Annotated in this window: 23 protein-coding genes; 12 read left to right on the plus strand and 11 right to left on the minus strand. The window is 60.4% G+C overall.

What is annotated here, in order from left to right:
* Positions 1-264: 264 nt before the first annotated feature.
* The 6 genes from hisB (at position 265) to ACZ445_RS01595 (ending at position 4,133) form a co-directional block, all read left to right on the plus strand.
* Positions 265-858, plus strand: a complete 594-nt coding sequence (hisB, locus tag ACZ445_RS01570; RefSeq protein ID WP_017849940.1) for an imidazoleglycerol-phosphate dehydratase HisB — start codon at positions 265-267, stop codon at positions 856-858.
* Complete coding sequence (gene hisH / locus ACZ445_RS01575; RefSeq protein WP_464707940.1) at positions 858-1,496, plus strand: imidazole glycerol phosphate synthase subunit HisH; 639 nt, start codon at positions 858-860, stop codon at positions 1,494-1,496. The genes hisB and hisH overlap by 1 nt, the downstream gene beginning before the upstream one ends.
* Positions 1,497-1,754 (plus strand): DUF2164 domain-containing protein, encoded by a 258-nt coding sequence (locus ACZ445_RS01580; RefSeq protein ID WP_058423729.1) that lies wholly within the window; start codon positions 1,497-1,499, stop codon positions 1,752-1,754. It abuts the gene before it with no gap.
* 39 nt (positions 1,755-1,793) lie between these two features.
* Positions 1,794-2,531, plus strand: a complete 738-nt coding sequence (gene hisA / locus ACZ445_RS01585) for a 1-(5-phosphoribosyl)-5-[(5-phosphoribosylamino)methylideneamino]imidazole-4-carboxamide isomerase (RefSeq protein WP_016972250.1) — start codon at positions 1,794-1,796, stop codon at positions 2,529-2,531.
* A gap of 9 nt (positions 2,532-2,540) precedes the next feature.
* Positions 2,541-3,311 carry an imidazole glycerol phosphate synthase subunit HisF gene (gene hisF, locus ACZ445_RS01590; RefSeq protein WP_003171107.1) on the plus strand — a complete coding sequence of 257 codons (771 nt, stop codon included), beginning with the start codon at positions 2,541-2,543 and terminating at the stop codon, positions 3,309-3,311.
* 66 nt (positions 3,312-3,377) lie between these two features.
* A complete protein-coding gene (locus ACZ445_RS01595) occupies positions 3,378-4,133 on the plus strand; it encodes a substrate-binding periplasmic protein (protein ID WP_179029119.1) in 756 nt (251 codons plus the stop codon).
* A 3-nt stretch (positions 4,134-4,136) separates the two neighbouring features.
* Here the strand turns inward: ACZ445_RS01595 and ACZ445_RS01600 are convergent, their stop codons facing one another.
* The 5 genes from ACZ445_RS01600 to gpmI all read right to left on the minus strand — a co-directional run bounded on the left by ACZ445_RS01600 (position 4,137) and on the right by gpmI (position 10,992).
* The gene (locus tag ACZ445_RS01600; protein WP_464707941.1) at positions 4,137-5,723 is read right to left on the minus strand and encodes a trypsin-like peptidase domain-containing protein; all 1,587 of its coding nucleotides are present in this window, start codon (positions 5,721-5,723) and stop codon (positions 4,137-4,139) included.
* A 70-nt stretch (positions 5,724-5,793) separates the two neighbouring features.
* The gene (locus ACZ445_RS01605; RefSeq protein ID WP_122305001.1) at positions 5,794-6,564 is read right to left on the minus strand and encodes a divergent polysaccharide deacetylase family protein; all 771 of its coding nucleotides are present in this window, start codon (positions 6,562-6,564) and stop codon (positions 5,794-5,796) included.
* A gap of 1 nt (position 6,565) precedes the next feature.
* Positions 6,566-7,882, minus strand: coding sequence for a S41 family peptidase (locus tag ACZ445_RS01610; RefSeq protein WP_058423725.1), 1,317 nt, complete (start codon positions 7,880-7,882; stop codon positions 6,566-6,568).
* 30 nt (positions 7,883-7,912) lie between these two features.
* Positions 7,913-9,208 (minus strand): murein hydrolase activator EnvC family protein, encoded by a 1,296-nt coding sequence (locus ACZ445_RS01615; RefSeq protein WP_058423724.1) that lies wholly within the window; start codon positions 9,206-9,208, stop codon positions 7,913-7,915.
* A gap of 257 nt (positions 9,209-9,465) precedes the next feature.
* Complete coding sequence (gpmI, locus tag ACZ445_RS01620; protein WP_464707942.1) at positions 9,466-10,992, minus strand: 2,3-bisphosphoglycerate-independent phosphoglycerate mutase; 1,527 nt, start codon at positions 10,990-10,992, stop codon at positions 9,466-9,468.
* A gap of 151 nt (positions 10,993-11,143) precedes the next feature.
* Here gpmI and ACZ445_RS01625 point away from each other — a divergent pair, with 151 nt between their 5' ends.
* Genes ACZ445_RS01625 through secB form a run of 3 tightly spaced genes read left to right on the plus strand, consistent with a single transcriptional unit; the run spans position 11,144 to position 12,335 of the window.
* Positions 11,144-11,557 (plus strand): rhodanese-like domain-containing protein, encoded by a 414-nt coding sequence (locus ACZ445_RS01625; protein ID WP_010213877.1) that lies wholly within the window; start codon positions 11,144-11,146, stop codon positions 11,555-11,557.
* 1 nt (position 11,558) lies between these two features.
* On the plus strand, positions 11,559-11,813 hold the full coding sequence (gene grxC / locus ACZ445_RS01630; protein ID WP_033896917.1) for a glutaredoxin 3: 255 nt from the start codon (positions 11,559-11,561) through the stop codon (positions 11,811-11,813).
* Between the two features lie 42 nt (positions 11,814-11,855).
* On the plus strand, positions 11,856-12,335 hold the full coding sequence (secB, locus tag ACZ445_RS01635) for a protein-export chaperone SecB (protein ID WP_058423722.1): 480 nt from the start codon (positions 11,856-11,858) through the stop codon (positions 12,333-12,335).
* A gap of 125 nt (positions 12,336-12,460) precedes the next feature.
* Here secB and ACZ445_RS01640 read toward each other — a convergent pair whose 3' ends face one another.
* Positions 12,461-12,916, minus strand: a complete 456-nt coding sequence (locus ACZ445_RS01640; protein WP_003171120.1) for a tRNA (cytidine(34)-2'-O)-methyltransferase — start codon at positions 12,914-12,916, stop codon at positions 12,461-12,463.
* Between ACZ445_RS01640 and ACZ445_RS01645 the strand changes: the two genes are divergently transcribed.
* Complete coding sequence (locus ACZ445_RS01645) at positions 12,915-13,355, plus strand: hypothetical protein (RefSeq protein ID WP_058423721.1); 441 nt, start codon at positions 12,915-12,917, stop codon at positions 13,353-13,355. The genes ACZ445_RS01640 and ACZ445_RS01645 overlap by 2 nt on opposite strands.
* Before the next feature lie 548 nt (positions 13,356-13,903).
* On the opposite strand, the gene ntrC is transcribed toward ACZ445_RS01645, so the two are convergent.
* From ntrC to glnA, 4 genes are all read right to left on the minus strand, one after another.
* Positions 13,904-15,340: a nitrogen regulation protein NR(I) gene (gene ntrC, locus ACZ445_RS01650; RefSeq protein ID WP_058423720.1), complete on the minus strand. Its 1,437-nt coding sequence runs from the start codon at positions 15,338-15,340 to the stop codon at positions 13,904-13,906.
* Positions 15,337-16,422 carry a nitrogen regulation protein NR(II) gene (gene glnL, locus ACZ445_RS01655; RefSeq protein ID WP_056860661.1) on the minus strand — a complete coding sequence of 362 codons (1,086 nt, stop codon included), beginning with the start codon at positions 16,420-16,422 and terminating at the stop codon, positions 15,337-15,339. Before glnL ends, ntrC begins: the two co-directional genes overlap by 4 nt.
* Positions 16,423-16,809: 387 nt before the next feature.
* Positions 16,810-17,346, minus strand: a complete 537-nt coding sequence (locus ACZ445_RS01660; RefSeq protein WP_058423719.1) for a chorismate mutase — start codon at positions 17,344-17,346, stop codon at positions 16,810-16,812.
* Between the two features lie 251 nt (positions 17,347-17,597).
* The gene (gene glnA, locus ACZ445_RS01665) at positions 17,598-19,004 is read right to left on the minus strand and encodes a type I glutamate--ammonia ligase (RefSeq protein ID WP_169375867.1); all 1,407 of its coding nucleotides are present in this window, start codon (positions 19,002-19,004) and stop codon (positions 17,598-17,600) included.
* A gap of 334 nt (positions 19,005-19,338) precedes the next feature.
* On the opposite strand from glnA, the gene thiI reads away from it, so the two are divergent.
* Both thiI and typA read left to right on the plus strand, forming a co-directional pair.
* Complete coding sequence (gene thiI / locus ACZ445_RS01670) at positions 19,339-20,793, plus strand: tRNA uracil 4-sulfurtransferase ThiI (protein ID WP_058423718.1); 1,455 nt, start codon at positions 19,339-19,341, stop codon at positions 20,791-20,793.
* Between the two features lie 139 nt (positions 20,794-20,932).
* Positions 20,933-22,753 (plus strand): translational GTPase TypA, encoded by a 1,821-nt coding sequence (gene typA, locus ACZ445_RS01675; RefSeq protein WP_058423717.1) that lies wholly within the window; start codon positions 20,933-20,935, stop codon positions 22,751-22,753.
* Between the two features lie 193 nt (positions 22,754-22,946).
* Here the strand turns inward: typA and ACZ445_RS01680 are convergent, their stop codons facing one another.
* Positions 22,947-23,381 carry a YkgJ family cysteine cluster protein gene (locus ACZ445_RS01680; RefSeq protein ID WP_017529542.1) on the minus strand — a complete coding sequence of 145 codons (435 nt, stop codon included), beginning with the start codon at positions 23,379-23,381 and terminating at the stop codon, positions 22,947-22,949.
* Between the last annotated feature and the right edge of the window lie 195 nt (positions 23,382-23,576).

Below are 23,576 nucleotides of genomic sequence, written 5' to 3' on the forward strand. Positions count from 1 at the left end.
GCCCCGCGTCGGGTCGCGAAGCGACCCCAATGAGACCGGCGCGTTTTTTCAGTTAAAACGCGTATGTAAGTTTTGGGGCTGCTACGCAGCCCAACGCGGGGCAAGCCCGCTCGCCACATAAGCGGGTACTCACATGTATGCACATGTCTATCCCCGACATTCCTCGCTCCAACTCGTCAGTCTTATCCCCTTCGATGTTTCTGTTTAGCGTCCGCGCCCCTATAATGGCTGCCTTTTTCGCCCAATGATTTTGCGGAGCTGGTGATGGCCGAACGTAAGGCGTCCGTCGAGCGCGACACTCTGGAAACCCAGATCAAAGCCTCGATCAACCTGGATGGCACCGGAAAGGCCCGATTTGATATCGGTGTACCTTTTCTTGAGCACATGCTGGACCAGATCGCCCGTCACGGGCTGATCGACCTGGATATCGTCAGCAAGGGCGACCTGCATATCGACGACCACCACACGGTGGAAGACGTTGGTATCACGTTGGGCCAGGCGTTTGCCAAGGCCATCGGCGACAAGAAAGGCATCCGTCGCTACGGCCACGCCTATGTCCCGCTGGACGAAGCGCTGTCGCGTGTGGTCATCGACTTCTCCGGTCGTCCAGGCCTGCAGATGCACGTGCCTTATACCCGCGCCACTGTGGGCGGTTTCGACGTCGACCTGTTCCAGGAATTCTTCCAGGGTTTCGTCAACCACGCACTCGTCAGCCTGCACATCGACAACCTGCGCGGCACCAACACCCACCACCAGATCGAAACCGTGTTCAAGGCTTTCGGCCGCGCGCTGCGCATGGCCGTGGAGCTGGATGAGCGCATGGCCGGGCAAATGCCTTCGACCAAGGGCGTCCTGTAATGCAGACGGTCGCGGTTATCGATTACGGCATGGGTAACCTGCACTCGGTGGCCAAGGCCCTCGAGCACGTAGGGGCCGGCAAGGTGCTGATCACCAGCGATGCCAACGTGATTCGCGAAGCCGACCGGGTGGTGTTTCCCGGCGTCGGCGCGATTCGCGACTGCATGGCCGAGATCCGCCGCCTGGGCTTTGACAGCCTGGTGCGCGAAGTCAGCCAGGACCGCCCGTTTCTCGGCATCTGCGTGGGCATGCAAGCCTTGCTCGACCGCAGTGAAGAGAACGACGGCGTCGATTGCATCGGCCTGTTCCCTGGGCAAGTGAAGTTCTTCGGCAAGGACCTGCATGAAGACGGCGCCCACCTGAAAGTCCCGCACATGGGCTGGAACCAGGTCAGCCAGACCGTGGATCACCCGCTGTGGCACGACATTCCGGACCTGGCGCGCTTCTACTTCGTGCACAGCTATTACATCGCCGCCGGTAAACCGGGCCAGGTGGTGGGTGGCGGGCACTACGGCGTCGACTTCGCCGCTGCGCTGGCCGAAGGCTCGCGGTTTGCCGTGCAGTTCCACCCGGAGAAGAGCCATACCCATGGCCTGCAATTGCTGCAGAACTTCGCCGCCTGGGACGGGCGCTGGTAAATGGCCCGGAAGCCGAAGCTGCCGGTCTTGAACCTCACGCCTGAACAGGAGAGTGAGGCTACCCTCAAGATCAAGCGTTTCATGGAAGATCGCTTCGAGCTCAAGCTGGGGTCGTTCGAGGTCGCCGAGATCCTCGAACTGTTCACCACCGAAGTGGCTCCGCACTATTACAACAGGGCGATTTTCGACACGCAGACGCTCCTTAAAGAAAGGTTCGAAAGCATCGAAAGCGACCTGTGGTCGCTTGAGAAACCCTGATTTCCCAAGCATTGCTGAATATCGAATAAGGTTTGCCAGATGCTGATTATCCCCGCTATCGATCTCAAGGACGGTGCCTGCGTACGTCTGCGCCAAGGCCGCATGGAAGACTCCACCGTATTCTCCGATGACCCGGTGAGCATGGCCGCCAAATGGGTGGAAGGGGGCTGCCGTCGTCTGCATCTGGTGGACTTGAACGGCGCCTTCGAAGGCCAGCCGGTCAACGGCGAAGTAGTCACCGCCATCGCCAAGCGCTACCCGAACCTGCCGATCCAGATCGGTGGCGGTATCCGCTCCCTGGAAACCATCGAACATTACGTCAAGGCCGGCGTGAGCTACGTGATCATCGGCACCAAGGCGGTGAAAGACCCGGCGTTCGTCGCCGAAGCCTGCCGCGCGTTCCCGGGCAAAGTGATCGTGGGCCTGGACGCCAAGGACGGTTTCGTCGCCACCGACGGCTGGGCTGAAATCAGCACCGTACAGGTGATCGACCTGGCCAGGCAGTTCGAAGCCGACGGCGTCTCCGCCATCGTTTATACCGACATCGCCAAAGACGGCATGATGCAGGGCTGCAACGTGCCGTTCACCGCTGCGCTGGCTGCCGCGACGAAGATCCCGGTGATCGCTTCCGGCGGCATCCACAACCTGGGCGACATCAAGTCGCTGCTGGACGCCAAGGCGCCCGGCATTATCGGCGCCATCACCGGCCGTGCGATCTACGAAGGGACCCTGGACGTCGCCGAAGCCCAGGCTTACTGCGATGCCTACAACGGCTGAGGACTGACCATGGCGCTGGCCAAACGCATCATCCCTTGCCTGGACGTCGACAACGGTCGCGTGGTCAAGGGCGTCAAGTTCGAGAACATCCGTGACGCCGGCGACCCGGTGGAGATTGCCCGTCGCTACGATGAGCAAGGTGCCGACGAGATTACCTTTCTCGACATCACCGCCAGCGTCGACGGCCGCGACACCACGTTGCATACCGTCGAGCGCATGGCCAGCCAGGTCTTCATCCCGCTGACCGTGGGCGGTGGCGTGCGAACCGTGCAGGACATCCGCAACCTGCTCAATGCCGGCGCGGACAAGGTTTCGATCAACACGGCGGCGGTGTTCAACCCGGAGTTCGTCGGCGAGGCCGCGCAGCACTTCGGTTCGCAGTGCATCGTGGTCGCTATCGACGCCAAAAAAGTCTCCGGCCCGGGCGAAACCCCGCGCTGGGAGATCTTCACCCACGGTGGTCGCAAGCCGACCGGCCTGGACGCGGTGGAGTGGGCGATGAAGATGGAAGGCCTGGGTGCCGGTGAAATCCTGCTGACCAGCATGGACCAGGACGGCATGAAAAACGGCTTCGACCTTGGCGTGACCCGTGCCATCAGCGATGCGCTGGGCATTCCGGTGATTGCCTCCGGCGGCGTCGGCAACCTGCAGCACCTGGCCGATGGTGTGATCGAAGGCCACGCCAGTGCGGTGCTGGCGGCGAGTATTTTCCACTTTGGCGAATACACCGTTCCCGAGGCCAAGGCCTACATGGCGGCGCGCGGTATCGTCGTGCGCTAAACGCTGCTGGACACCATGGCAGGCCAGAGGCACTCTCTGCGCTTGCCATGGATTCCGGTAACTTTCATGTTCAAGCACCTGCTGCTCGCCCTCGCCAGTACGTCCCTCCTGTTGACCGCTCCGGCCCACGCCGAAGAACCGTCCGACGCCTCCCTGGTGTTGCTGACGGAAAACTTCCCACCCTACAACATGGCAAAGAACGGCAAGAACTTCGCCAAGGACGAGAACATCGAAGGCATCGCCGTGGACATCGTGCGCGAAACCTTCAAGCGGGCGGGCATCTCCTACAACCTCACCCTGCGTTTTCCCTGGGAGCGCATCTACAAGCTGGCCCTGGAAAAACCAGGCTACGGTGTGTTCGTGATGGCGCGCCTGCCGGACCGTGAAGCGCTGTTCAAATGGGTCGGCCCCATCGGTCCGGACGATTGGGTGCTGCTGGCCAAGGCCGACAGCAAGATCCAACTGGAGGACCTCGAACACGCGCGCCGCTACAGGATCGGCGCCTACAAGGGCGATGCCATCGCCCAGACCCTGGAGAAGCAGGGCCTGAACCCCATCGTCGTGTTGCGCGATCAGGACAACGCGCAAAAGCTGCTGGATGGCCAGATTGACCTGTGGGCCACCGGCGACCCCGCCGGGCGTTACCTGGCACGTCAGGTGGGTGTGACCGGGCTCAAGACGGTGCTGCGTTTTAACAGTGCCCAGCTCTACCTGGCGTTGAATAAAGACGTGCCGGACGATCTGGTGGCAAGGCTGCAGGCGGCGCTGGACCAGTTGCGCAAAGACGGTCACGTCGACGAGATCATGGCGCGCTACCTCTAGCGCTCAACGCGGTTTGAGCAAATCGACCCGCAATGTCGACGGTTGGTCGGCCTGGTCGAAGGCATAGGTGCAGACCTTGACCGGCTGATGATTCACGCTGACCAGGCGCACGAACTTATCACCTGCCCCCTGCGGCGCGTCATTAAGTGGGTACACGATATCGATCGGCTCGTCGTCCTCCTCCTCGGGTACAGGTGGGTGGGGAATGGGCAGGTAATCCACCGGGCGCAGGCAGTCGGTCGTGGCAGCCGGGCCGTACTTGTAGGTGTAGCGGCTCATGAACGGCGGCGCCAACTTCCAGGCCAGGGTGTAGCCCTGCAGGGTGTGCGGGTCGAGGAGGATGCTCAGGTCGGGAGTGCGTGCCGGGCCCGGCTGGGCCAGTTCTACCGCAAGGGTCAGGGCATTGCGCATCATGCCGCTGGTAGCTGGGTGTTCGGGGGAATCGACCCCAATGATGCACAGCATATGCATCCCGGTCTGCGGGCCTATGGCGTCGTTGATGCGTGCGCCGCGTGCGTCAATCGGTGCGCTGTACAGCGCCGGGTTTTCGCAGTCGGCGGCACGGCGTGTGGTTTTGTAGCGATAAAACGGCGTGTTCACCTTGAACGCCAGGTTCCAGGTCGGGGTGATGTCCTTGCCGCGCCCGCCCGGTTTTTTCACGTAGTACTGCTGGATAGGCTCGGGATTCTCAAAGGTAATGCTGGTGGTAGGAAAAAGATCGCACTGTTCTACATCCGCTTGCAGAACACCGGCCACAAAACACCGGTTGAGAAACGTGACCGGGCTGCCGTAGTTGGTGTCTTCATGCCAGCTCGGCGTGCCGTCCAGGATCTCGCAGGGCGCATCACGTTGGCATTTATGTTCTTCGGACTGGCCGGCGGTGCTGGTGCTGAGAATACCGAACAGCGTGTTGGACGCTCGGTCCAGCAACGGGCCGCCAAAGCTGCCAAGGCGTACGCCTTTGCACTGGTTCTTCATGGTGATTCGCCACACGAAAGGTTGCTCCACCAGTTCGCGCGAGGTTTGTTGGGTGCAGGCGGAAAGGTGCAAGGTGTCCCACGCTGGAGCTGCGAGTACCAGGATGTCGTTGCCGTCGGCGGGCACTTCCTTGGCCAGTTTTACCGGGGTTATGCCGTTGTTGAGCAGGCTCGACAACGTGGCGTCCAACTCGATGATCGCAAGGTCTACGCCTTGGCTGCTGCCCCACTTCAAGGTCTTGAGCGGGTAGGTCTTGATGCGTTCGAGGGTGTCGTCGAAGTAGTTGAAACTGATGCTGCCTTTCATCGGCAGATCTTTTTGCACGACGCCATTCACGCGGTGCAGGCAATGGCTGCTGGTGACCACGTAAGCCGGGCCGGACTGGCCAGCTTCGTCGCGGGTGTCGAGCAGCGTGGCGGTGCATAGGGTCTGGGCTTCGTTGCGAATACGACCGACGCCAGTCCAATGGGCGTGCTGGTGCTGCGCATTGGTGAGCATTTTGGGTGAGCTGGCGTTGGCAAGGCCTTCACCATAGTCCTTTGGTGCCGCGACAAGCAGGCTGGAAAGGCTGCTGATCAGCAGCCCTGCAATGAAGGGATGGAATGTGTTCATGGAGTGTCCTGAAAGCGTGAGCGTGAGGCTCGACTATTCAGGAGTGCCGGGTGGGCAGGTCGGTAGCTATCTAGTACTTGCCGTTTTTGCCATGTCCAGCCATGGCCTGGTTGCTGCGCACGCTGATCATCAACTTGATATCGATCCAGTCGATGCCCTGGGCCTTGAGCTTGGGCAGCTCGCGTTCCAGCACCGCCAGTGTCTGTGGATATGGGTGGCCGATCATCACCGCCGAACCCTGTTTGTGCGCCAGTTTGATTGCGGTCTGCAATTGTGTGGTGATGGCTGCTTCGGTGCGTTCGTCATCCAGGAATACATCCCGCGAAACGTGGGCCAGGTCGATTTTCTGCGCTTCGGCGGCGGCCACCGTCTTGGCGCTGGTGCGGCTGTCGACAAAAAACTTATTGCGCCGTTGCAGCTCAGCCATCAACCAAGCCATCGCGGCGGGTTGAGCGGTCATGCGGCTGCCCATGTGATTGTTGATGCCGGATGTGTAGGGCACGGCCTTGAAGGCAGCGTCCAGGCGCCTGCCGAGTTCTTCAATGGGCAGTTCCGGGTGCCAGGCGAACGGGCCGGTGGCCGGGTCCATGGGCATGTGCAGGATCACGATCTTGCCGGCCTTGTGCGCTTCGCGGGCGAATTCGGCGGCGTGGGGCGTGTCGGGCATGATCGCCGTGGTCACTGGGCCGGGCAGGGCCAGCACGCGACGATCCCTGGGCAGGTTTTGCCCGAGGTCGTCGATGATGAGGGTCAGGTAGGCTTTTTGAGGCTCGCCTGTCGGGGTCGCATGGGCGACCCCGGCCAGGCTGCACAGCACAGCGATGATCAGGGCAAAACGCATATCAACGGCTGCGCGTGATGCTCAAGCCCTTGAGCAGGCTCAGCGCCTGGGCCAGTTGGTAGTCATCGTCCTGCGGCATCGGCTTGGCTTTCTTGCCGCTGCCGGTCGGCTGGTCGGCACCGCCGTTGCCGTTGCCCAGGTGGCCTTGCAGGTCGGCCTCTTTGTAGTACTCGCTGTCGATCTCGTTGGTGATCTTGGCTTTGCGCACTTCGATGTCCGGCACGATGCCTTGGGCCTGGATTGAACGACCATTCGGCGTGTAGTACAGCGCCGTGGTGATCTTCAGTGCACGCTCGTTGTTCAGCGGCAACACGGTTTGCACCGAGCCTTTGCCGAAGCTGGTGGTGCCCATCAGCACGCCGCGCTTCTGGTCTTGCAGGGCGCCGGCGACGATCTCCGAAGCCGAGGCGCTGCCGCCGTTGATCAGCACGGCCAATGGCACGTTTTCACTGAGGTCGTTACCGGTAGCCGAGAAGCGCAGCTCGGAATTGGCGATGCGGCCCTTGGTGTACACGATCAGGCCTTTGGTGATGAAGTGGTCGACCACTTCCACCGCCGCCTGCAACACGCCGCCCGGGTTGTTGCGCAGGTCGAGCACGATACCGCTGAGCTTCTTGCCGTTGTCCTTGCGCAGCTTGGCCAGGGCCTTGGCCACTTCGTCGCCGGTCTTGACCTGGAACTGGGTGATGCGGATGTAACCGTAGCCCGACTCCAGCAGCTGGCTCTTCACGCTCTTGACCACGATGGTCGCGCGGGTCAGCGTCACGTCGAACGGGTTGCCGCCGTCGCGCACCAGGGTCAGGGTGATTTTCTGGCCGATCTTGCCGCGCATCTTGTCGACGGCTTCGGTCATGGTCTGGCCGCGAGTCGGCTGGCCGTTGATCTTGACGATGAAGTCACCGGCCTGGATGCCGGCCTTGGACGCCGGGGTGTCATCGATCGGCGAGACCACCTTGATGTTGCCGTCTTCGGCGCCGACTTCGATGCCCAGGCCGCCGAACTCACCGCTGGTGCTTTCCTGCAGTTCGGCGAAGTCTTCAGGACCCAGGTAGGCGGAGTGCGGGTCGAGGTTGCTGAGCATGCCCTTGATGGCATTTTCCAGCAGGGTCTTGTCGTCTACGGGTTCGACATACGCGGCCTTGATGCGGTCCATGACCTCGGCAAAGGTGCGCAGCTCGTCCAGCGGCAGCGGCGCCTTGGTGGTCGCGGCCGTGGCGGCGGGTGCAGCCGCAGCAGCCTGGTCGGCGGATGCCAGAGGCGCGCCGATCACCAGGGCGATCGTCAGGGCCAGCGATGTGAGGCGGGACAAATGCAGCATGTCGAACGAACTCCTAGTGTAGATGCGGCCCTATCCTTGGGAACGGCACCATTGTGCGGGATCGCTCGGGCGACCCTGCTGACGAATAGCGAAGTACAGCGCCGGGGTGTCCTGGCCACCACTGTTACCCACAGTGGAGATGGATTCACCGGCTTTTACAACATCACCTGCCGACTTGAGTAATGTCTGATTGTGGCCGTAAAGGCTCAAATAGCCATTACCGTGGTCGAGAATCACCAACAAACCTGCGCCCCGCAGCCAATCGGCAAACACCACGCGCCCACCATGAACGGCGTGGACCTGGCTGCCGGCTGAGGCGCTGATCATCACGCCATCCCACTTGGCGCGGGTGTCATCACCACGGGTTTCCCCGAAGCGTGCCAGCAATCGACCATCAACTGGCCATGGAAGTTTGCCGCGGGCTGAAGCAAAAGGCCCGCCGAACGACTCGCCGGCGCTGGAAACCAGTGGGCCAGGCGCTGCATGCGCCGGTTTGCGCGGTGCCGGCGCATCCGTAGTGGCGGCCAGTTCGGCCTCACGCTGGCGCTTTTTTTCGGCTTCCTGCTGGGCGATCAGCGCTTTCTGCCGCGCTTCTTCGGCCTCACGCGCCTGGCGGGCCAGGGTTTCTTCGATGGTTTTGAGGACTTTGGCCAGGTCAGCCTGGTCCTGCTCGCGCGCCTGGAGCTTGGCGTCGCGGGCCTTTACGTCGTCATTGAGCTTGGCCAGGGCCAGCTGGCGTTCCTTGCGGACCTTGTCCAGCTCGTCGCGCTGGGCGTTGAGGGCGCTTTTCTGATCCTCCAGCTGCGATTGCTGGTTGGCGATTTCCTGCTCGACATTGACCAACTGGCGCAGGGTTTCGTTGAAGCTTTTGAGTTGCTCCAGTCGGGCCTTGCTCAGGTAGTCGTAGTAGGTGAGGGTGCGCGCGAATTTCTCGGGGTTCTGCTGGTTGAGCAGCAGCTTGAGGTATTCCTGGCGGCCGTTCTGGTAGGCGGCACGGGCCTGGATCGCGATCAGGCGTTGCTGTTCAACGCGTGCGCTCTGGAGTTTTTTTTTCTCAGCGTCGAGTCGCTCCAGTTCCGACTCGCTCTTCTTTAATTCTTTTTGTAGCTCCTGGACCTGCTTCTCCAGCTTGCCCATCTCGGTTTCCGTACCGCGCAGGTCTTTCTGCACCCCGGATTTCTCTTCTTGGAGCTTGCCGAGCAGCTTTTTCAGCTCGGTAATGTCCTGACGCGTAGCGTCCAACTGTTGTTGGGTTTGTGCACGCTCGTCGGCAAACGCCGGTTGGAGCAGGCAGACAAGAGCAAGGGTAATCAAGGCGCGAAGCATAGAGGCGGGCGACACCAGGGAAATGGACGGCCTAGTATGCCCGCCAAGCGCGGCAAAAAAAACGCCCAATTCGGGCTGTAGCGCAAGATAGGTGCCGAGTGGCAGTGGTATGGCAAAAAGACATGTTCCAAACTGCGCAGATCCAATGTGGGAGGGGGCTTGCCCCCGATTGCAGTGTGTCAGCCACATAGGTGTCAGCTGATCTACCGTAATCGGGGGCAAGCCCCCTCCCACATTGTTTTTCGGTGAAGCTGGAATCAGACCAGAATCGAAGTCCCGGTCATCTCCACCGGCTTCTCCAGCCCCATCAGCATCAGCATGGTCGGCGCCACATCCGCCAGCACGCCACCGCTACGCACCTTGAAATCACGCTTGCCGACGTAGATGAACGGCACCGGCTCGGTGGTGTGGGCGGTATGGGCTTGCCCGGTGGATTCGTCGGACATCTGCTCGCAGTTGCCGTGGTCGGCGGTGATCAACGCTTCGCCGCCAACCTTTTCCAGCGCGTCGACGATACGGCCGACGCACAGGTCCAGGCATTCCACGGCTTTGGTTGCAGCTTCCAGGTTGCCGCTGTGGCCCACCATGTCACCGTTGGCGTAGTTGACCACGATCACGTCGTAACGCTGGTGGTCGATGGCGTCGACGATTTTGTCGGTGACTTCCGGCGCGCTCATTTCCGGTTGCAGGTCGTAGGTGGCGACCTTTGGCGATGGGATCAGGATGCGTTCTTCGCCCGGGAACGGCTCTTCGCGGCCGCCGGAGAAGAAGAAGGTCACGTGGGCGTATTTCTCGGTTTCGGCAATGCGCAGCTGGGTCTTGCCATTTTTTGCCAGGTAATCGCCCAGCACGTTGTCCAGGCTGCCCGGTGCAAAGGCGGCAGGGGCCGGGATGCTGGCGGCGTATTGGGTCAGGCCCACGTACTGCACTTTTGGCTGGCGGGCGCGCTCGAATTCCTTGAAGTCGTCTTCGACAAACACACGGCTCAGCTCACGGGCACGGTCGGCGCGGAAGTTCATGAACACCACGGCGTCGCCGTCTTCGACCTTGACCGGCTCACCGATGGTGGTGGCTTTGACGAACTCGTCGCTCTCGCCACGGGCGTAGGCAGCTTCGAGGCCTTCCTGGGCAGAGGCGGCATTGAATTCGGCCTGGCCGTCGACAATCAGGTTGTAGGCCTGGGAGACGCGGTCCCAGCGGTTGTCACGGTCCATGGCGAAGTAGCGGCCCACCAGGCTGGCGATGCGGCCTTTGCCCAGGGCGGCGAAGGTGGTGTCGAGCAGTTCGATGGAGGACTGCGCGCTTTTCGGCGGAGTGTCGCGGCCGTCGAGGAAGGCGTGCAGGTAGATTTTGTCGGCGCCGCGCTTGAAAGCCAGCTCGGCCATGGCAACCAGGTGGTCCTGGTGGCTGTGGACGCCGCCGTCGGACAGCAGGCCCATGAAGTGCACGGCCTTGCCGGCAGCCACTGCTTTATCGACTGCCGCGCAGATGGTCGGGTTCTCGAAGAACTCGCCATCGCGGATCGCTTTGGTCACGCGGGTGAAGTCCTGGTATACCACTCGTCCGGCGCCGAGGTTCATGTGGCCGACTTCCGAGTTGCCCATCTGGCCGTCCGGCAGGCCCACGTCCATGCCCGAGCCGGAGATCAGGCCGTTGGGTACGGTGGCGGTCAGGCGGTCGAGTACAGGCTTCTTGGCCGCGTATACCGCGTTGTCGTGGTGGCTTTCACTGTGTCCGAAGCCATCGAGAATTATCAGGACCAAAGGTTTAGGCGTAGTAGTCATAGATCCTCTCGTGGCGGTAATAAAGGAAGACAATTGAAAAGGGAGTGGCAGTTTAAAGCGAAGTTCCGACCACGTCACCGCTTTACGGGGGTTGGCCCCCCCTGACGGCTGTGTATACTTACCGCCATTTTAACGCCCTGGAACCTCCTTGATGGTTGATCACCTGATTGCATTTGCCACTGCCCACTACCTGCTCGTGGGTGCCTTCGTCATCCTGCTGGCGCTGCTGATCGCTCACGAATTGAGCCGCGGTGGCCGCAGCCTGAGCACGGCGGAGCTGACCGCGCTGGTCAACAAGGATGAGGCCGTCGTCGTGGACATCCGTCCGGCCAAGGATTTCGCCACCGGCCACATCGTCGGCGCCCTGAACATTCCGCAGGACAAGCTGATCGCGCGTCTGGCCGAGCTGGAAAAGCACAAGGCCAAGACCATCATCCTGGTCGACGCCCAAGGCCAGCACGCCGGCACTCACGCCCGCGAAATGCTCAAGACCGGTTTCACCGCCGCCAAGTTGTCCGGTGGCATCAGCAGCTGGCGCGCCGATAACCTGCCGCTGGTGAAGTGATATGAGCCAGGTTGTCGTGTATTCCAGCGATTGGTGCCCTTACTGCATGCGGGCCAAGGCCCTGCTGGAGAAAAAGGGCGTTGCCTTCGAAGAGATCAAGGTCGACGGCAAACCCCAGGTGCGTGCCGAAATGGCCCAGAAGGCGGGGCGCACGTCCGTGCCGCAGATCTGGATCGGCGCCAGGCACATCGGTGGCTGCGACGACCTGTTCGCCCTGGAGCGCGCCGGTAAACTCGATGCGCTGCTGCTCGTCTGACTCCTTAAACCCTAAAAGACCCCAAGATCACAAGGATCTGCGATGACTGACCAACAGAACACCGAAGCAGCAGAAGCCCCAGCTCCACAGTTCTCGCTGCAGCGCATCTACGTGCGTGACCTGTCGTTCGAAGCGCCGAAAAGCCCGGCCATCTTCCGCCAGGAATGGACCCCAAGCGTTGCGCTGGACCTGAACACCCGCCAGAAGGCGCTGGAAAGCGACTTCCACGAAGTGGTGCTGACCCTGTCCGTGACCGTCAAGAACGGCGAAGAAGTGGCCTTCATCGCTGAAGTGCAACAGGCCGGTATCTTCCTGATCCAGGGCCTGGACGAAGCGTCCATGAGCCACACCCTGGGCGCGTTCTGCCCGAACATCCTGTTCCCGTATGCCCGTGAGACCCTGGACAGCCTGGTCACCCGTGGCTCGTTCCCAGCGCTGATGCTGGCGCCGGTGAACTTCGATGCCCTGTACGCGCAAGAGCTGCAGCGCATGCAACAGGAAGGTTCGCCGACGGTTCAGTAATCTCGAACCCGGCGCAGGACCCATGTGGGAGGGGGCTTGCCCCCGATAGCGGTGGATCAGTCACATAGATGTCGACTGGCACTCCGTCATCGGGGGCAAGCCCCCTCCCACATTTGTTATGTGTGTTACTTGAAGCCGAGCTGGCGCCAGCCTTCATAGACGGCCACGGCCACGGTGTTGGACAGGTTCAAGCTGCGGCACCCCTCGCGCATCGGCAAGCGCAGGCGATGGCCGTCGGGCAGGGCGTCGAGTACCTCGGCCGGCAGGCCCCGGCTTTCCGGGCCGAACAGGAAGGCGTCGCCCTCGGCAAAGCTGGCATCATGGAACGGCCGCGAACCCTTGGTGGTGAACGCGAACAGCCGTGGGTGCCCCAGGCTTTCCAGGCAACTGGCCAGGTCCGCGTGGCGCTTGAGCGTGGCGTACTCGTGGTAATCCAGCCCGGCGCGGCGCAGGCGCTTGTCGTCCATGTCGAAGCCCAGCGGCTCGATCAAATGCAGGTGGCAGCCACTGTTGGCGCACAGCCTGATAACGTTGCCGGTATTCGGCGGAATTTCTGGTTGAAAAAGGATGACGTGAAACATGCACGGCTCCGAAGGCAAAGATGCGCTGCATTCTACCCTCGAAGAGGACCCGAGGCCGAAGCTTATGCCGAGGGTCATGGGTTCTTTGGCGATTGTCGGCATGATGGTCGGCCTGATGATCGGTCGCCTGACCACCCCGGACCCGGTCGAACTGCAACAGGTCGAGACCGCAACGGACGGCGTGGTGGTGTGGTTCAACAGCGAACCCAAGCTGCACGGTGAGCATATCGATGGCACCGTGGCGCTGTTGTTCGACGCCCAGGGCAAGGCGGCGGCTGGGCGACTCAAGGTCAATGACAAGGACGTGAACTGGCGTGTACGCAAGACCGATGGTGGCCTGCTGCTGAACCTGGTAGCGGCCCGGCCGTTGCGTGGGGAGTGGAAGGGCGAGGAAGCCGATGGCCGTTGGCGGCTGGAGGTCCATCTCCAGGAGGAATAAAAGAGGGAGTTCCCGGCCTGCCTGTACCAGGGCTCCCAAAACGGGGTGAAGCTTTCAAGGCTTCGGTGTTAAAGAGGGAATCCCCGGCCTGCCTGTACCGAGGTTCCCCAAAGCGGTGTAGAGCGCGACGCGGTTTGCATCAAGCACCCCGGGTGTAAAGAGGGGATTCTCGGCCTGCCTGTACCAAGGTCCCCGAAACTGGGTAGTACAAGGGTTATTGCAGGGCGCGTGCCAGAGTGGCCAAAGTGTGGCAAAAAAATTCTTCAGAAAGCGCAAAGCCCCGGAATACGGGGCTTTGGTGTTTTCAGGATTCAGCATTTTCTTATGTAGCCAGACATTTCAGGCTTAGGGTCAGTGCTCGATGCCGGATCATGGTGCATTGAAGCGGTGCACGGTGCTGGAACCTTTTAGAGGTCCAAATGTGGGAGGGGGCTTGCCCCCGATGGCGGTGTATCAGGCACAGATGTTGTGACTGACCTACTGCTATCGGGGGCAAGTCGAACCGTCGCACCGCCCCTCCCACATTGGATCTTCAATAGACTTAAGATTCAGGTTTCATCACCCTCGTCATCATCCCCGCCATCGACCTTCATCCCCAATTCCTTGATCTTGCGGGTCAAGGTATTGCGCCCCCAGCCCAGCAACACGGCGGCATCGCGGCGGCGACCGGCGGTGTGTTTCAAGGCGGTCTCGATCATGATCCGCTCGAACGCCGGCACGGCGCTGTCCAGCAGGCTCGACTGGCCGCGTGCCAGAGCCTGGTCGGCCCACTGGCGCAGCGCCTGCTCCCAGTTGGTCACTGGCGCCGAGTCCTGCGGCAGGCTCAACAGCTCCGGCGGCAGGTCGCTGATATGCACTTCGCGCCCGGACGCCATCACGGTGATCCAGCGGCAGGTGTTCTCCAGTTGGCGAACGTTGCCCGGCCACGGCAGGTTCTTCAGGTACTCCTCGGTCTCGCTTTTCAGCAGCTTCGGCTCGACGGCCAGCTCCTGGGCGGCGCGGCTGAGGAAGTGGCGGGCGAGGGTCGGGATGTCTTCGCGACGGTCCGACATGCGTGGGATGTGGATACGGATCACGTTGAGCCGGTGGAACAAGTCCTCACGGAATTTGCCCGCATGCACTAGGGTTTCCAGGTTCTGGTGGGTCGCCGCGATGATGCGCACGTCGACCTTGACCGGCGTGTGCCCGCCAACGCGATAGAACTCACCGTCAGCCAGCACTCGCAGCAGGCGGGTCTGGGTGTCGGCCGGCATGTCGCCGATTTCATCGAGGAACAACGTGCCGCCGTCGGCCTGTTCAAAGCGCCCGCGACGCAGGTTGGCCGCGCCGGTGAACGCGCCTTTTTCATGGCCGAACAGCTCGGATTCCATCAAGTCCTTGGGAATCGCCGCCATGTTCAGCGCGATGAACGGCGAAGCCGCCCGCGGGCTGTGACGGTGCAGTGCATGAGCGACAAGCTCTTTACCGGTGCCGGATTCGCCGTTGATCAGCACGGTGATGTTGGAGTGGCTCAAGCGCCCGATGGCGCGAAACACTTCCTGCATCGCCGGCGCTTCGCCGATGATTTCCGGGGTGCGGGTCAGGGCCGGTGGGGCTTCCTGGTTCTGCTGTTCCTGGGCGTGCTGGTTGGCGCGCTTGACCAGTGCCACCGCCTCGTCCACGTCGAACGGCTTGGGCAGGTACTCAAAGGCGCCGCCCTGGTAGGACGCGACAGCGCTGTCCAGGTCCGAGTGCGCGGTCATGATGATCACCGGCAGGCGCGGGTGCTGCTCGCGAATCCGCGCCAGCAGGTCCAGGCCACTGGCGCCGGGCATGCGGATGTCGGAGATGATCACGTCCGGCTGCTGGCGCGCCAGTCGGCTCATCACCCCATCGGCGCTGTCGAAGCTCTGGGTGGTCATGCCTTCCTGTTGCAAGGCTTTCTCGAGGACCCAGCGGATAGAACGGTCGTCATCGACGATCCAGACAGTTTCACTACGGCTCATGTCGATGGGGCTCCTTGTTCCAGTGGCAGAAAGATCGAGAAGGTGGTGTGGCCAGGATGGCTCTCACATTCGATCAGGCCCTGGTGCTGGCTGATGATGTTCTGGGTAATGGCCAGGCCCAGCCCGGTACCGTCCGGGCGGCCGCTGACCATGGGAAAGAAAATGGTTTCCTGGAGTTCCGCAGGAATGCCCGGGCCGTTGTCGATGATCTCGACCTTGGTCACCAGGCGATGGCGCACGTGGCCGATGGTGAACTGGCGCAGGGCGCGGGTGCGCAGGCTGATGCGGCCCAGGCGCAACTCGTTCTGGCTGCTGATGGCCTGCATCGCGTTACGCACAATATTGAGCACCGCCTGGATCATCTGTTCGCGGTCGATCAGAACGTCAGGGATGCTCGGGTCGTAGTCACGCACCAAGGTGATGCAGCCCTGGCTTTCGGCCTCGACCAGTTGGCAGACGCGCTCAAGCACTTCGTGCACGTTGGTCATCGCCAGGGACGGCAACTTGTTGGAGCCGAGCATGCGGTCCACCAGGTTACGCAGGCGGTCGGCCTCTTCAATGATGACGTTGGTGTAGTCCTTGAGGTGTTCCTCCGGCAGCTCGCGGGCCAGCAGTTGCGCGGCGCCGCGAATACCGCCCAGCGGGTTCTTGATCTCATGGGCCAGGCCGCGTACCAGCATCTTGCTGGTTTCCTGCTTGGACAGCTGCGCTTCTTCCTTGGTGATGCGCAGCAGGCGGTCGCGGGGATGCACTTCCAGCAGCAATAAGGTCGCGCCGTTGCTCAGGATGGGGGTCACGGCATAGTCGACGGTCAGCGTCTGGCCGGTGAGGGCGGTGAGCATCGCTTCGCGTTTGGTGAACGGGTGTGCCTGCTCCACTGCCTGGCGCAACGAACTCAGGGCCTCGGCCGACTCGGTGAACAATTCGCTGATGAACTGCCCATGGCTGCGCTGGCCGCTGATGGCCAGGAGCATCTCCGCCGCCGGGTTCATGTACTCAAGACGCAAGTCGTCATTGAGCAGGATGGTCGCGGTGGTCAGGTTGTCGAGTAGCAAACGGTGCAGTGCATCGCTGATGGTCATCAGGACCTCTTTTGGAGCAAGGCGCGGGCTTGAGGCACACGCTGATACAAGGAAAATGCAAAAACCAAACCAAGGCTCCGAAAAGAAGCGTGAAAGCTCTGAAATGGGGGTTTAAGGCGCGAAACTGTGGCGTTCTGCCAGCTTGCTCGGGAAGTTTCGAACCAAAATGGGCTGGACAGGTGGGAAGGGTGCAGCCAGTCGCACCAATATAGTGCGGATTTGTGAAGGTTGTTCAGGAAGGCGACGAAGGCGCAACTGAATGCACTCCGTCCAACTGTGGGAGCGGGCTTGCTCGCGAAGGCGGTGTTTCAGTTAATGCATCAGGTGACTGACACTCCGCCTTCGCGAGCAAGCCCGCTCCCACAGTTTTAATTGGGTTTGCAGGCTTTAACCTTTGTAGATGCACAGTTCGGCGGTGGCGCGGATCATTGCCAGTTGGCGCAACGGATCGTTCAGCGGCTCATGCACGGCCTCGGCCACCCACTGCGAGCACTTCGGATCGGTGCGCTGCGGGGTGAAGTCAGCCAATTGCTGCAGCAGGCGTTTTTGCAGTTCGTCCAACTGTGGGCGGATTTGCTTGACCAGATCCGGGCGCGGGTCGTCGGGCGCCTTGCCTTGGAACTGCCAGTCGGACAGGTGGGTGTACTGCACCAGCTTGTTCGCCTCGATCTGCGCCGAAAAAAACTGCTCGGCGGCGGCCGGGGCCAGCTTGTAGCTTGGGGCCTGGGCGACGACGCTGGCGATCACCTCTTGTTCGCGCTTTTTATCTTCTACCGGCTTTTTGCTGTCCCATTTGCTCAGGGCGACCTGGTCGGCGATCTCCAGGCGTTCGGCGATGCTGTTGAGCAGCGGCTCCAGGGTGGGCGGCGCGGCACTGGCACTTGCACTTGCGAACAACAGGGCGAACACAAGTCTATGTTTCAATGAAGATCTCCTTGTGGGAGGGGGCTTGCCCCCGATGGTGGAATGTCAGTGCCAGATGGGCTGGCTGGCACACTGCAATCGGGGGCAAGCCCCCTCCCACCTTTTTGATTGGGTTTGCAGGTCTAAAGCAGCGTTAGTCAGAGGCTACCTCATAGTTACGCGAGAATCCGCCGGCCAGCCAAATACCAGGCAAAAAAAGACCTCCCGAAGGAGGTCTTTTTCATCGCGCCGCGTTAAGCCGCGCTACCGGATCAGCAGCTGTAGTACAGCTCATATTCCAGTGGGTGTACGAAGGTGCGAACCTTGATTTCTTCTGCGCTTTTCAGCTCGATGTAAGCGTCGATGAAATCGTCGCTGAATACGCCACCTTTGGTCAGGAACGCACGGCCCTTGTCCAGCTCTTCCAGGGCTTCTTTCAGGCTGCCGCACACTTGTGGGATCTCTTTGGCCTCTTCAGGCGGCAGGTCGTACAAGTTTTTGTCGGCGGCATCGCCTGGGTGGATCTTGTTCTGGATACCGTCCAGGCCGGCCATTACCAAGGCTGCGAAGGCCAGGTACGGGTTGGCTGCCGGATCCGGGAAGCGCGCTTCGATACGGCGAGCACGTGGGCTGGACACGTAAGGAATACGGATCGAAGCGGAACGGTTACGCGCCGAGTAGGCCAGCATTACCGGTGCTTCGAAACCTGGGACCAGACGCTTGTAGGAGTTGGTCGACGGGTTGGTGAAGCCGTTCAGGGCCTTACCGTGCTTGATGATACCGCCGATGAAGTACAGGGCGGTGTCGGACAGGCCAGCATAACCTTCGCCAGCGAAGGTGTTCTTGCCTTCTTTGGCGATGGACAGGTGAACGTGCATACCCGAACCGTTATCGCCGTACAGAGGCTTAGGCATGAAGGTAGCGGTACGGCCGTAAGCCACGGCAGTGTTGTGTACGCAGTACTTCAGGGTCTGAACTTCGTCAGCCTTGGCAACCAGGGTGTTGAACTTCACACCGATTTCGTTCTGACCGGCAGTGGCCACTTCGTGGTGGTGCACTTCGATGACCAGGCCCATGTCTTCCATGGCGTTGCACATGGAGGTACGGATTTCGTGGTCGTGGTCGAACGGCGGAACCGGGAAGTAGCCCCCTTTGATACCTGGACGGTGGCCATGGTTGCCGCCTTCCACGTCCTGGTCGGACATCCAGGAGCCTTGTTCGGAGTAGATCTTGAACATGGAGCCGGAGATGTCGGACTTGAACTTCACCTGGTCGAAGATGAAGAATTCTGGCTCTGGGCCTACGAATACGGTGTCACCGATACCGGTGGACTTCAGGTATTCCTCGGCACGCTTGGCGATCGCACGTGGGTCGCGGTCGTAGCCTTGCATGGTCGAAGGCTCGATCACGTCGCAGACCAGGATCAGGGTTGGCTCTTCAGTGAACGGGTCAAGTACGGCAGTGCTGTCGTCCGGCATCAGGATCATGTCGGAGGCTTCGATGCCTTTCCAGCCGGCGATGGAGGAACCGTCGAACATTTTGCCTTCTTCGAAGAAAGCATCATCCAGCGCGTCGCGAGCCGGCATGGTCACGTGGTGCTGAGTGCCTTTGGTGTCCGTGAAGCGCAGATCAATCCATTTAACGTCATGATCTTTGATGAGTTGAACCGACTTCGACATAGTGTCCTCCGGGTGGCTTCGGGCTGGGGTAGTGGAGTTAGCCCTTAGAATGTGGGTGATGCCGGCGCGGATACTCCGCCATGGCAACCTGCCTCACAAGAGAGCAAATTGCATGCCAGTGCGCCAACATGGGTTTCCTGCTCCAAAAACGCCCCTATAAAGGTGCATTGCGACAAAAGCCCAAAAATAGCGCACCGCAATGTAGCGCAAAGACGCGTAAATGCACCTCTTTAGTGCGTCGCGCTTGCGATGCATATTAACTGGTTAAACCTTGAGCGATTTCCGCTATAATCCGCGCCCCCCTTTTTCAGCAGGCCCGGCGCGCGCTGTTTCCATGAAATTAATCGTTAAAGTCTTCCCCGAGATCACCATCAAAAGCCGACCGGTACGGACGCGTTTCATCCGTCAGTTGGCCAAGAACATCCGTGCCGTGCTCCGCGATCTGGACCCGGCTGTGGTGGTGAACGGCGTGTGGGACAATCTCGAGCTGGAAACCCGTGTCACCGAGCCCAAAGCCTTGAAGGACATGACCGAGCGCCTGAGTTGCATGCCGGGCATCGCGCATTTCCTGCAGGTCGATGAGTACCCGCTGGGCGACTTCGACGACATCACCGAGAAGTGCAAACAGCACTACGGCGACTCGCTTACCGGCAAGATCTTTTCGGTGCGCTGCAAGCGTGCCGGCAAGCACAGCTTCAGCTCCATGGATGTCGAGAAATACGTCGGCAGCAAGCTGCGTCGCGAGTGCGGCGCTGCCGGAATTTCCCTGAAAGCACCGCAAATTGAAGTGCGCATGGAAATTCGCGACCAACGGTTGTTTGTGATCCACAGCCAGCACAACAGCATCGGCGGCTACCCGCTGGGCGCCCTGGAACAGACCCTGGTACTGATGTCCGGCGGTTTCGATTCCACAGTGGCGGCCTACCAGATCATGCGTCGCGGCCTGATGAGCCACTTCTGCTTCTTTAATCTGGGCGGGCGTGCACACGAATTGGGCGTGATGGAAGTTGCGCACTTTATCTGGAAGAAGTACGGCAGCTCCCAGCGCGTGCTATTTGTGAGCGTACCGTTCGAGGAAGTGCTGGGCGAAATTCTCGGCAAAGTCGATAACGGTCATATGGGCGTGGTATTGAAGCGTATGATGTTGCGCGCTGCCTCGCGGATCGCCGACCAGTTGCAGATCGACGCGCTGGTCACCGGTGAAGCGATCTCCCAGGTGTCGAGCCAGACGCTGCCGAACCTGTCGATCATCGATTGCGTTACCGAGAAGCTGGTACTGCGCCCACTGATCGCCAGCCACAAGCAGGACATCATCGACCTGGCAGAAGAAATCGGCACCGCCGACTTCGCCAAGCACATGCCTGAGTACTGCGGGGTCATTTCGGTGAACCCCAAGACCCACGCCAAGCGTCACCGCGTGGAGCATGAAGAGAAAGAATTCGACATGGCGATCCTGGAGCGTGCGCTCGAGAACGCCAAGCTGGTCCCGATCGATCGCGTGATCGACGAACTGGGCCAGGATGTGAAGATCGAAGAAGTCAGCGAAGCCCTGGCCGGCCAGATCGTCATCGACATCCGTCACCCGGATGCCGCTGAGGATGAGCCGCTGGAAATCGCCGGCATCGACGTACAAACGTTGCCGTTCTATGCATTGAACGCGCGTTTCAAGGAACTGGATAACAGCCGTCAGTACCTGCTGTATTGCGACAAAGGCGTGATGAGTCGCCTGCATGCCCACCATTTGCTCAGTGAGGGGCATGCCAATGTGCGCGTTTATCGACCGAGCTAAGAGCCCGGGGCTGTTTGCCTGTGGCCTGCGTCACCGGCCCCCCGACTCTGCCGTCAAGCTGTAACGGCAAGGCCTGACTCTACTGTTAATCGCTGCCACGACCTGTCAGCACACCGAATCCTCTGATCGAGATACACAAGTGATCGAAAATCTACGTAACATCGCCATCATTGCTCACGTTGACCATGGTAAAACCACCCTGGTAGACAAACTCCTGCGTCAATCCGGCACCCTGGAGCGCAACGAGCTCAACGACGAGCGCGTGATGGACTCCAACGACCAGGAAAAAGAGCGCGGTATTACCATCCTGGCGAAAAACACCGCCATCAACTGGAACGGCTACCACATCAACATCGTGGATACCCCGGGCCACGCCGACTTCGGCGGCGAAGTAGAACGCGTAATGTCGATGGTTGACTCCGTTCTGCTGCTGGTTGACGCTCAAGACGGCCCTATGCCGCAAACCCGTTTCGTGACTAAGAAGGCCTTCGAAGCCGGCCTGCGTCCGATCGTGTGCATCAACAAGGTTGACCGTCCAGGCGCGCGTCCGGACTGGGTTCTGGACCAGATCTTCGACCTGTTCGACAACCTGGGTGCCACCGAAGAACAGCTGGACTTCAAAGTCGTCTACGCCTCGGCCCTGAACGGTATTGCCGGTCTGGACCACACTGACATGGCTGAAGACATGACCCCGCTGTACCAGTCGATTGTCGACAACGTACCTGCGCCGGCTGTTGACCGTGACGGTCCGTTCCAGATGCAAATCTCCGCACTGGACTACAACAGCTTCCTGGGTGTTATCGGCGTTGGCCGTATCGCCCGTGGTCGCGTCAAGCCGAACACCCCGGTTGTCGCTATCGGCGCCGACGGCAAGAAGCGCAACGGTCGTATCCTGAAGCTGATGGGTCACCACGGCCTGCACCGCATCGACGTTGAAGAAGCTGCAGCTGGCGACATCGTGTGCATCAGCGGCATGGACTCGCTGTTCATCTCCGACACCCTGTGCCACCCGGACGCGGTAGAAGCGATGAAGCCTCTGACCGTTGACGAGCCAACCGTTTCCATGACCTTCCAGGTAAACGACTCGCCTTTCTGCGGTAAAGAAGGCAAGTTCGTGACCTCCCGTAACATCAAGGAGCGTCTGGACAAAGAGCTGCTGTACAACGTTGCTCTGCGCGTTGAAGAAGGCGACTCGGCTGACAAGTTCAAGGTTTCCGGCCGTGGTGAGCTGCACCTCTCGGTACTGATCGAAACCATGCGTCGCGAAGGCTTCGAAATGGGCGTTGGTCGTCCAGAAGTAATCATCCGTCAGGTTGACGGCGTGAAGCAGGAACCGTTCGAAAACGTCACCATCGACACCCCTGAAGAATCCCAGGGCAAGGTGATGGAAGAGATGGGTCTGCGTAAAGGCGACCTGACCAACATGGTGCCGGATGGCAAAGGCCGTGTGCGTCTGGAATACAACATCCCTGCGCGTGGTCTGATCGGTTTCCGTAACCAGTTCCTGACCCTGACCAACGGTGCTGGCATCCTGACCTCGATCTTCGATCGCTACGACACCATGAAGTCCGGCGACATGTCCGGCCGTCAGAACGGTGTTCTGGTATCGGTAGAAACCGGCAAGGCGCTGACCTACTCCCTGGAAACCCTCCAGGCGCGTGGCAAGCTGTTCGTTGAACACGGCCAAGAGATCTACAACGGTCAGATCGTTGGTCTGAACAGCCGTGACAACGATATGGGCGTCAACCCAACCAAAGGCAAGAAGCTCGACAACATGCGTGCTTCGGGCAAAGACGAAACCATCGCTCTGGTTCCACCTGTTCGCTTCACCCTGGAACAGGCCCTGGAATTCATCCAGGACGACGAGCTGTGCGAAGTGACGCCTAAGTCGATCCGCCTGCGTAAGAAGATCCTGGACGAAGGCGAGCGTACCCGCGCTGCCAAGAAAGCCAAGAACTGAGTTAACTCAGGCTGAATGAAAAACGCCCCCGGTCGAAAGGTCGGGGGCGTTTTTTTATGCCTGTAGGTTTTGTGGTGACTGTGCCGGCCCTATCGGGGGCAAGCCCCCTCCCACACTTGAAAGTGTTCACAGTTCAAAATGTGGGAGGGGGCTTGCCCCCGATAGGGCCCTTGAGGGCCCCACAAAACCCGGATCAGAACTTGTCGAGGGTCTTGAACTTGGTCTCGCGCACCACTTCCTTCGGTTTATAAGCGCAATACCCCGGACGCGGCCCGATTTTCGGGTGGTTGCGGCAGGTATCCGGGCGCTTGTCATAAATAGTGCAGAAGCGCGTCTTACGATCCAGGTACAGGCAGTCGTTGTTGCTCATGCGCTGCAGGGTAAAAATCTCGGATTTGGAATTGAAGCGCTCGACGATGCCTTCCTTCTGCAAGCGCTTGGCGATGTTCTTCGGCGGGTCGCCGCGCTCGAATTCATCGACGATGCCAATGCGGATCAGGTCCTTGATCTTCACTTCGACCGGCAGCGTGCAGCAGCTGGAAACGCAACCACCGCACATATGCGCGGAATATTTCTGCCACGTTTCAAGACGGTCAAGTTCCGCGGCGGCGATCAATTGAGGCTTCATCAGGGTTCCAAAAGGTGGGGCGGTATCCGGGCGCGCGATCATACCGGGATTGGTGATTTTTTGAACAATATTTTCTGGGTTTCAGCTCAAAGGCTGATCGGGCACGACCCCTGCATCTAATTCACGCAACGGTGAATGAGTTAAAAAACTGCCGAACCAGCGCGTCTACCGTCTGTCAGACCGTCTAGGCTCTAG

The organism is Pseudomonas allii (assembly GCF_055380095.1).

What these genes read in the sequence shown, in the direction of transcription:
- hisB (WP_017849940.1), top strand. Translation starts at nt 265, where the DNA reads ATGGCCGAACGTAAGGCGTCCGTCGAGCGCGACACTCTGGAAACCCAG.
- hisH (WP_464707940.1), top strand. Translation starts at nt 858, where the DNA reads ATGCAGACGGTCGCGGTTATCGATTACGGCATGGGTAACCTGCACTCG.
- ACZ445_RS01580 (WP_058423729.1), top strand. Translation starts at nt 1,497, where the DNA reads ATGGCCCGGAAGCCGAAGCTGCCGGTCTTGAACCTCACGCCTGAACAG.
- hisA (WP_016972250.1), top strand. Translation starts at nt 1,794, where the DNA reads ATGCTGATTATCCCCGCTATCGATCTCAAGGACGGTGCCTGCGTACGT.
- hisF (WP_003171107.1), top strand. Translation starts at nt 2,541, where the DNA reads ATGGCGCTGGCCAAACGCATCATCCCTTGCCTGGACGTCGACAACGGT.
- ACZ445_RS01595 (WP_179029119.1), top strand. Translation starts at nt 3,378, where the DNA reads ATGTTCAAGCACCTGCTGCTCGCCCTCGCCAGTACGTCCCTCCTGTTG.
- ACZ445_RS01600 (WP_464707941.1), bottom strand. Translation starts at nt 5,723, where the DNA reads ATGAACACATTCCATCCCTTCATTGCAGGGCTGCTGATCAGCAGCCTT.
- ACZ445_RS01605 (WP_122305001.1), bottom strand. Translation starts at nt 6,564, where the DNA reads ATGCGTTTTGCCCTGATCATCGCTGTGCTGTGCAGCCTGGCCGGGGTC.
- ACZ445_RS01610 (WP_058423725.1), bottom strand. Translation starts at nt 7,882, where the DNA reads ATGCTGCATTTGTCCCGCCTCACATCGCTGGCCCTGACGATCGCCCTG.
- ACZ445_RS01615 (WP_058423724.1), bottom strand. Translation starts at nt 9,208, where the DNA reads ATGCTTCGCGCCTTGATTACCCTTGCTCTTGTCTGCCTGCTCCAACCG.
- gpmI (WP_464707942.1), bottom strand. Translation starts at nt 10,992, where the DNA reads ATGACTACTACGCCTAAACCTTTGGTCCTGATAATTCTCGATGGCTTC.
- ACZ445_RS01625 (WP_010213877.1), top strand. Translation starts at nt 11,144, where the DNA reads ATGGTTGATCACCTGATTGCATTTGCCACTGCCCACTACCTGCTCGTG.
- grxC (WP_033896917.1), top strand. Translation starts at nt 11,559, where the DNA reads ATGAGCCAGGTTGTCGTGTATTCCAGCGATTGGTGCCCTTACTGCATG.
- secB (WP_058423722.1), top strand. Translation starts at nt 11,856, where the DNA reads ATGACTGACCAACAGAACACCGAAGCAGCAGAAGCCCCAGCTCCACAG.
- ACZ445_RS01645 (WP_058423721.1), top strand. Translation starts at nt 12,915, where the DNA reads ATGCACGGCTCCGAAGGCAAAGATGCGCTGCATTCTACCCTCGAAGAG.
- ACZ445_RS01640 (WP_003171120.1), bottom strand. Translation starts at nt 12,916, where the DNA reads ATGTTTCACGTCATCCTTTTTCAACCAGAAATTCCGCCGAATACCGGC.
- ntrC (WP_058423720.1), bottom strand. Translation starts at nt 15,340, where the DNA reads ATGAGCCGTAGTGAAACTGTCTGGATCGTCGATGACGACCGTTCTATC.
- glnL (WP_056860661.1), bottom strand. Translation starts at nt 16,422, where the DNA reads ATGACCATCAGCGATGCACTGCACCGTTTGCTACTCGACAACCTGACC.
- glnA (WP_169375867.1), bottom strand. Translation starts at nt 19,004, where the DNA reads ATGTCGAAGTCGGTTCAACTCATCAAAGATCATGACGTTAAATGGATT.
- thiI (WP_058423718.1), top strand. Translation starts at nt 19,339, where the DNA reads ATGAAATTAATCGTTAAAGTCTTCCCCGAGATCACCATCAAAAGCCGA.
- ACZ445_RS01680 (WP_017529542.1), bottom strand. Translation starts at nt 23,381, where the DNA reads ATGAAGCCTCAATTGATCGCCGCCGCGGAACTTGACCGTCTTGAAACG.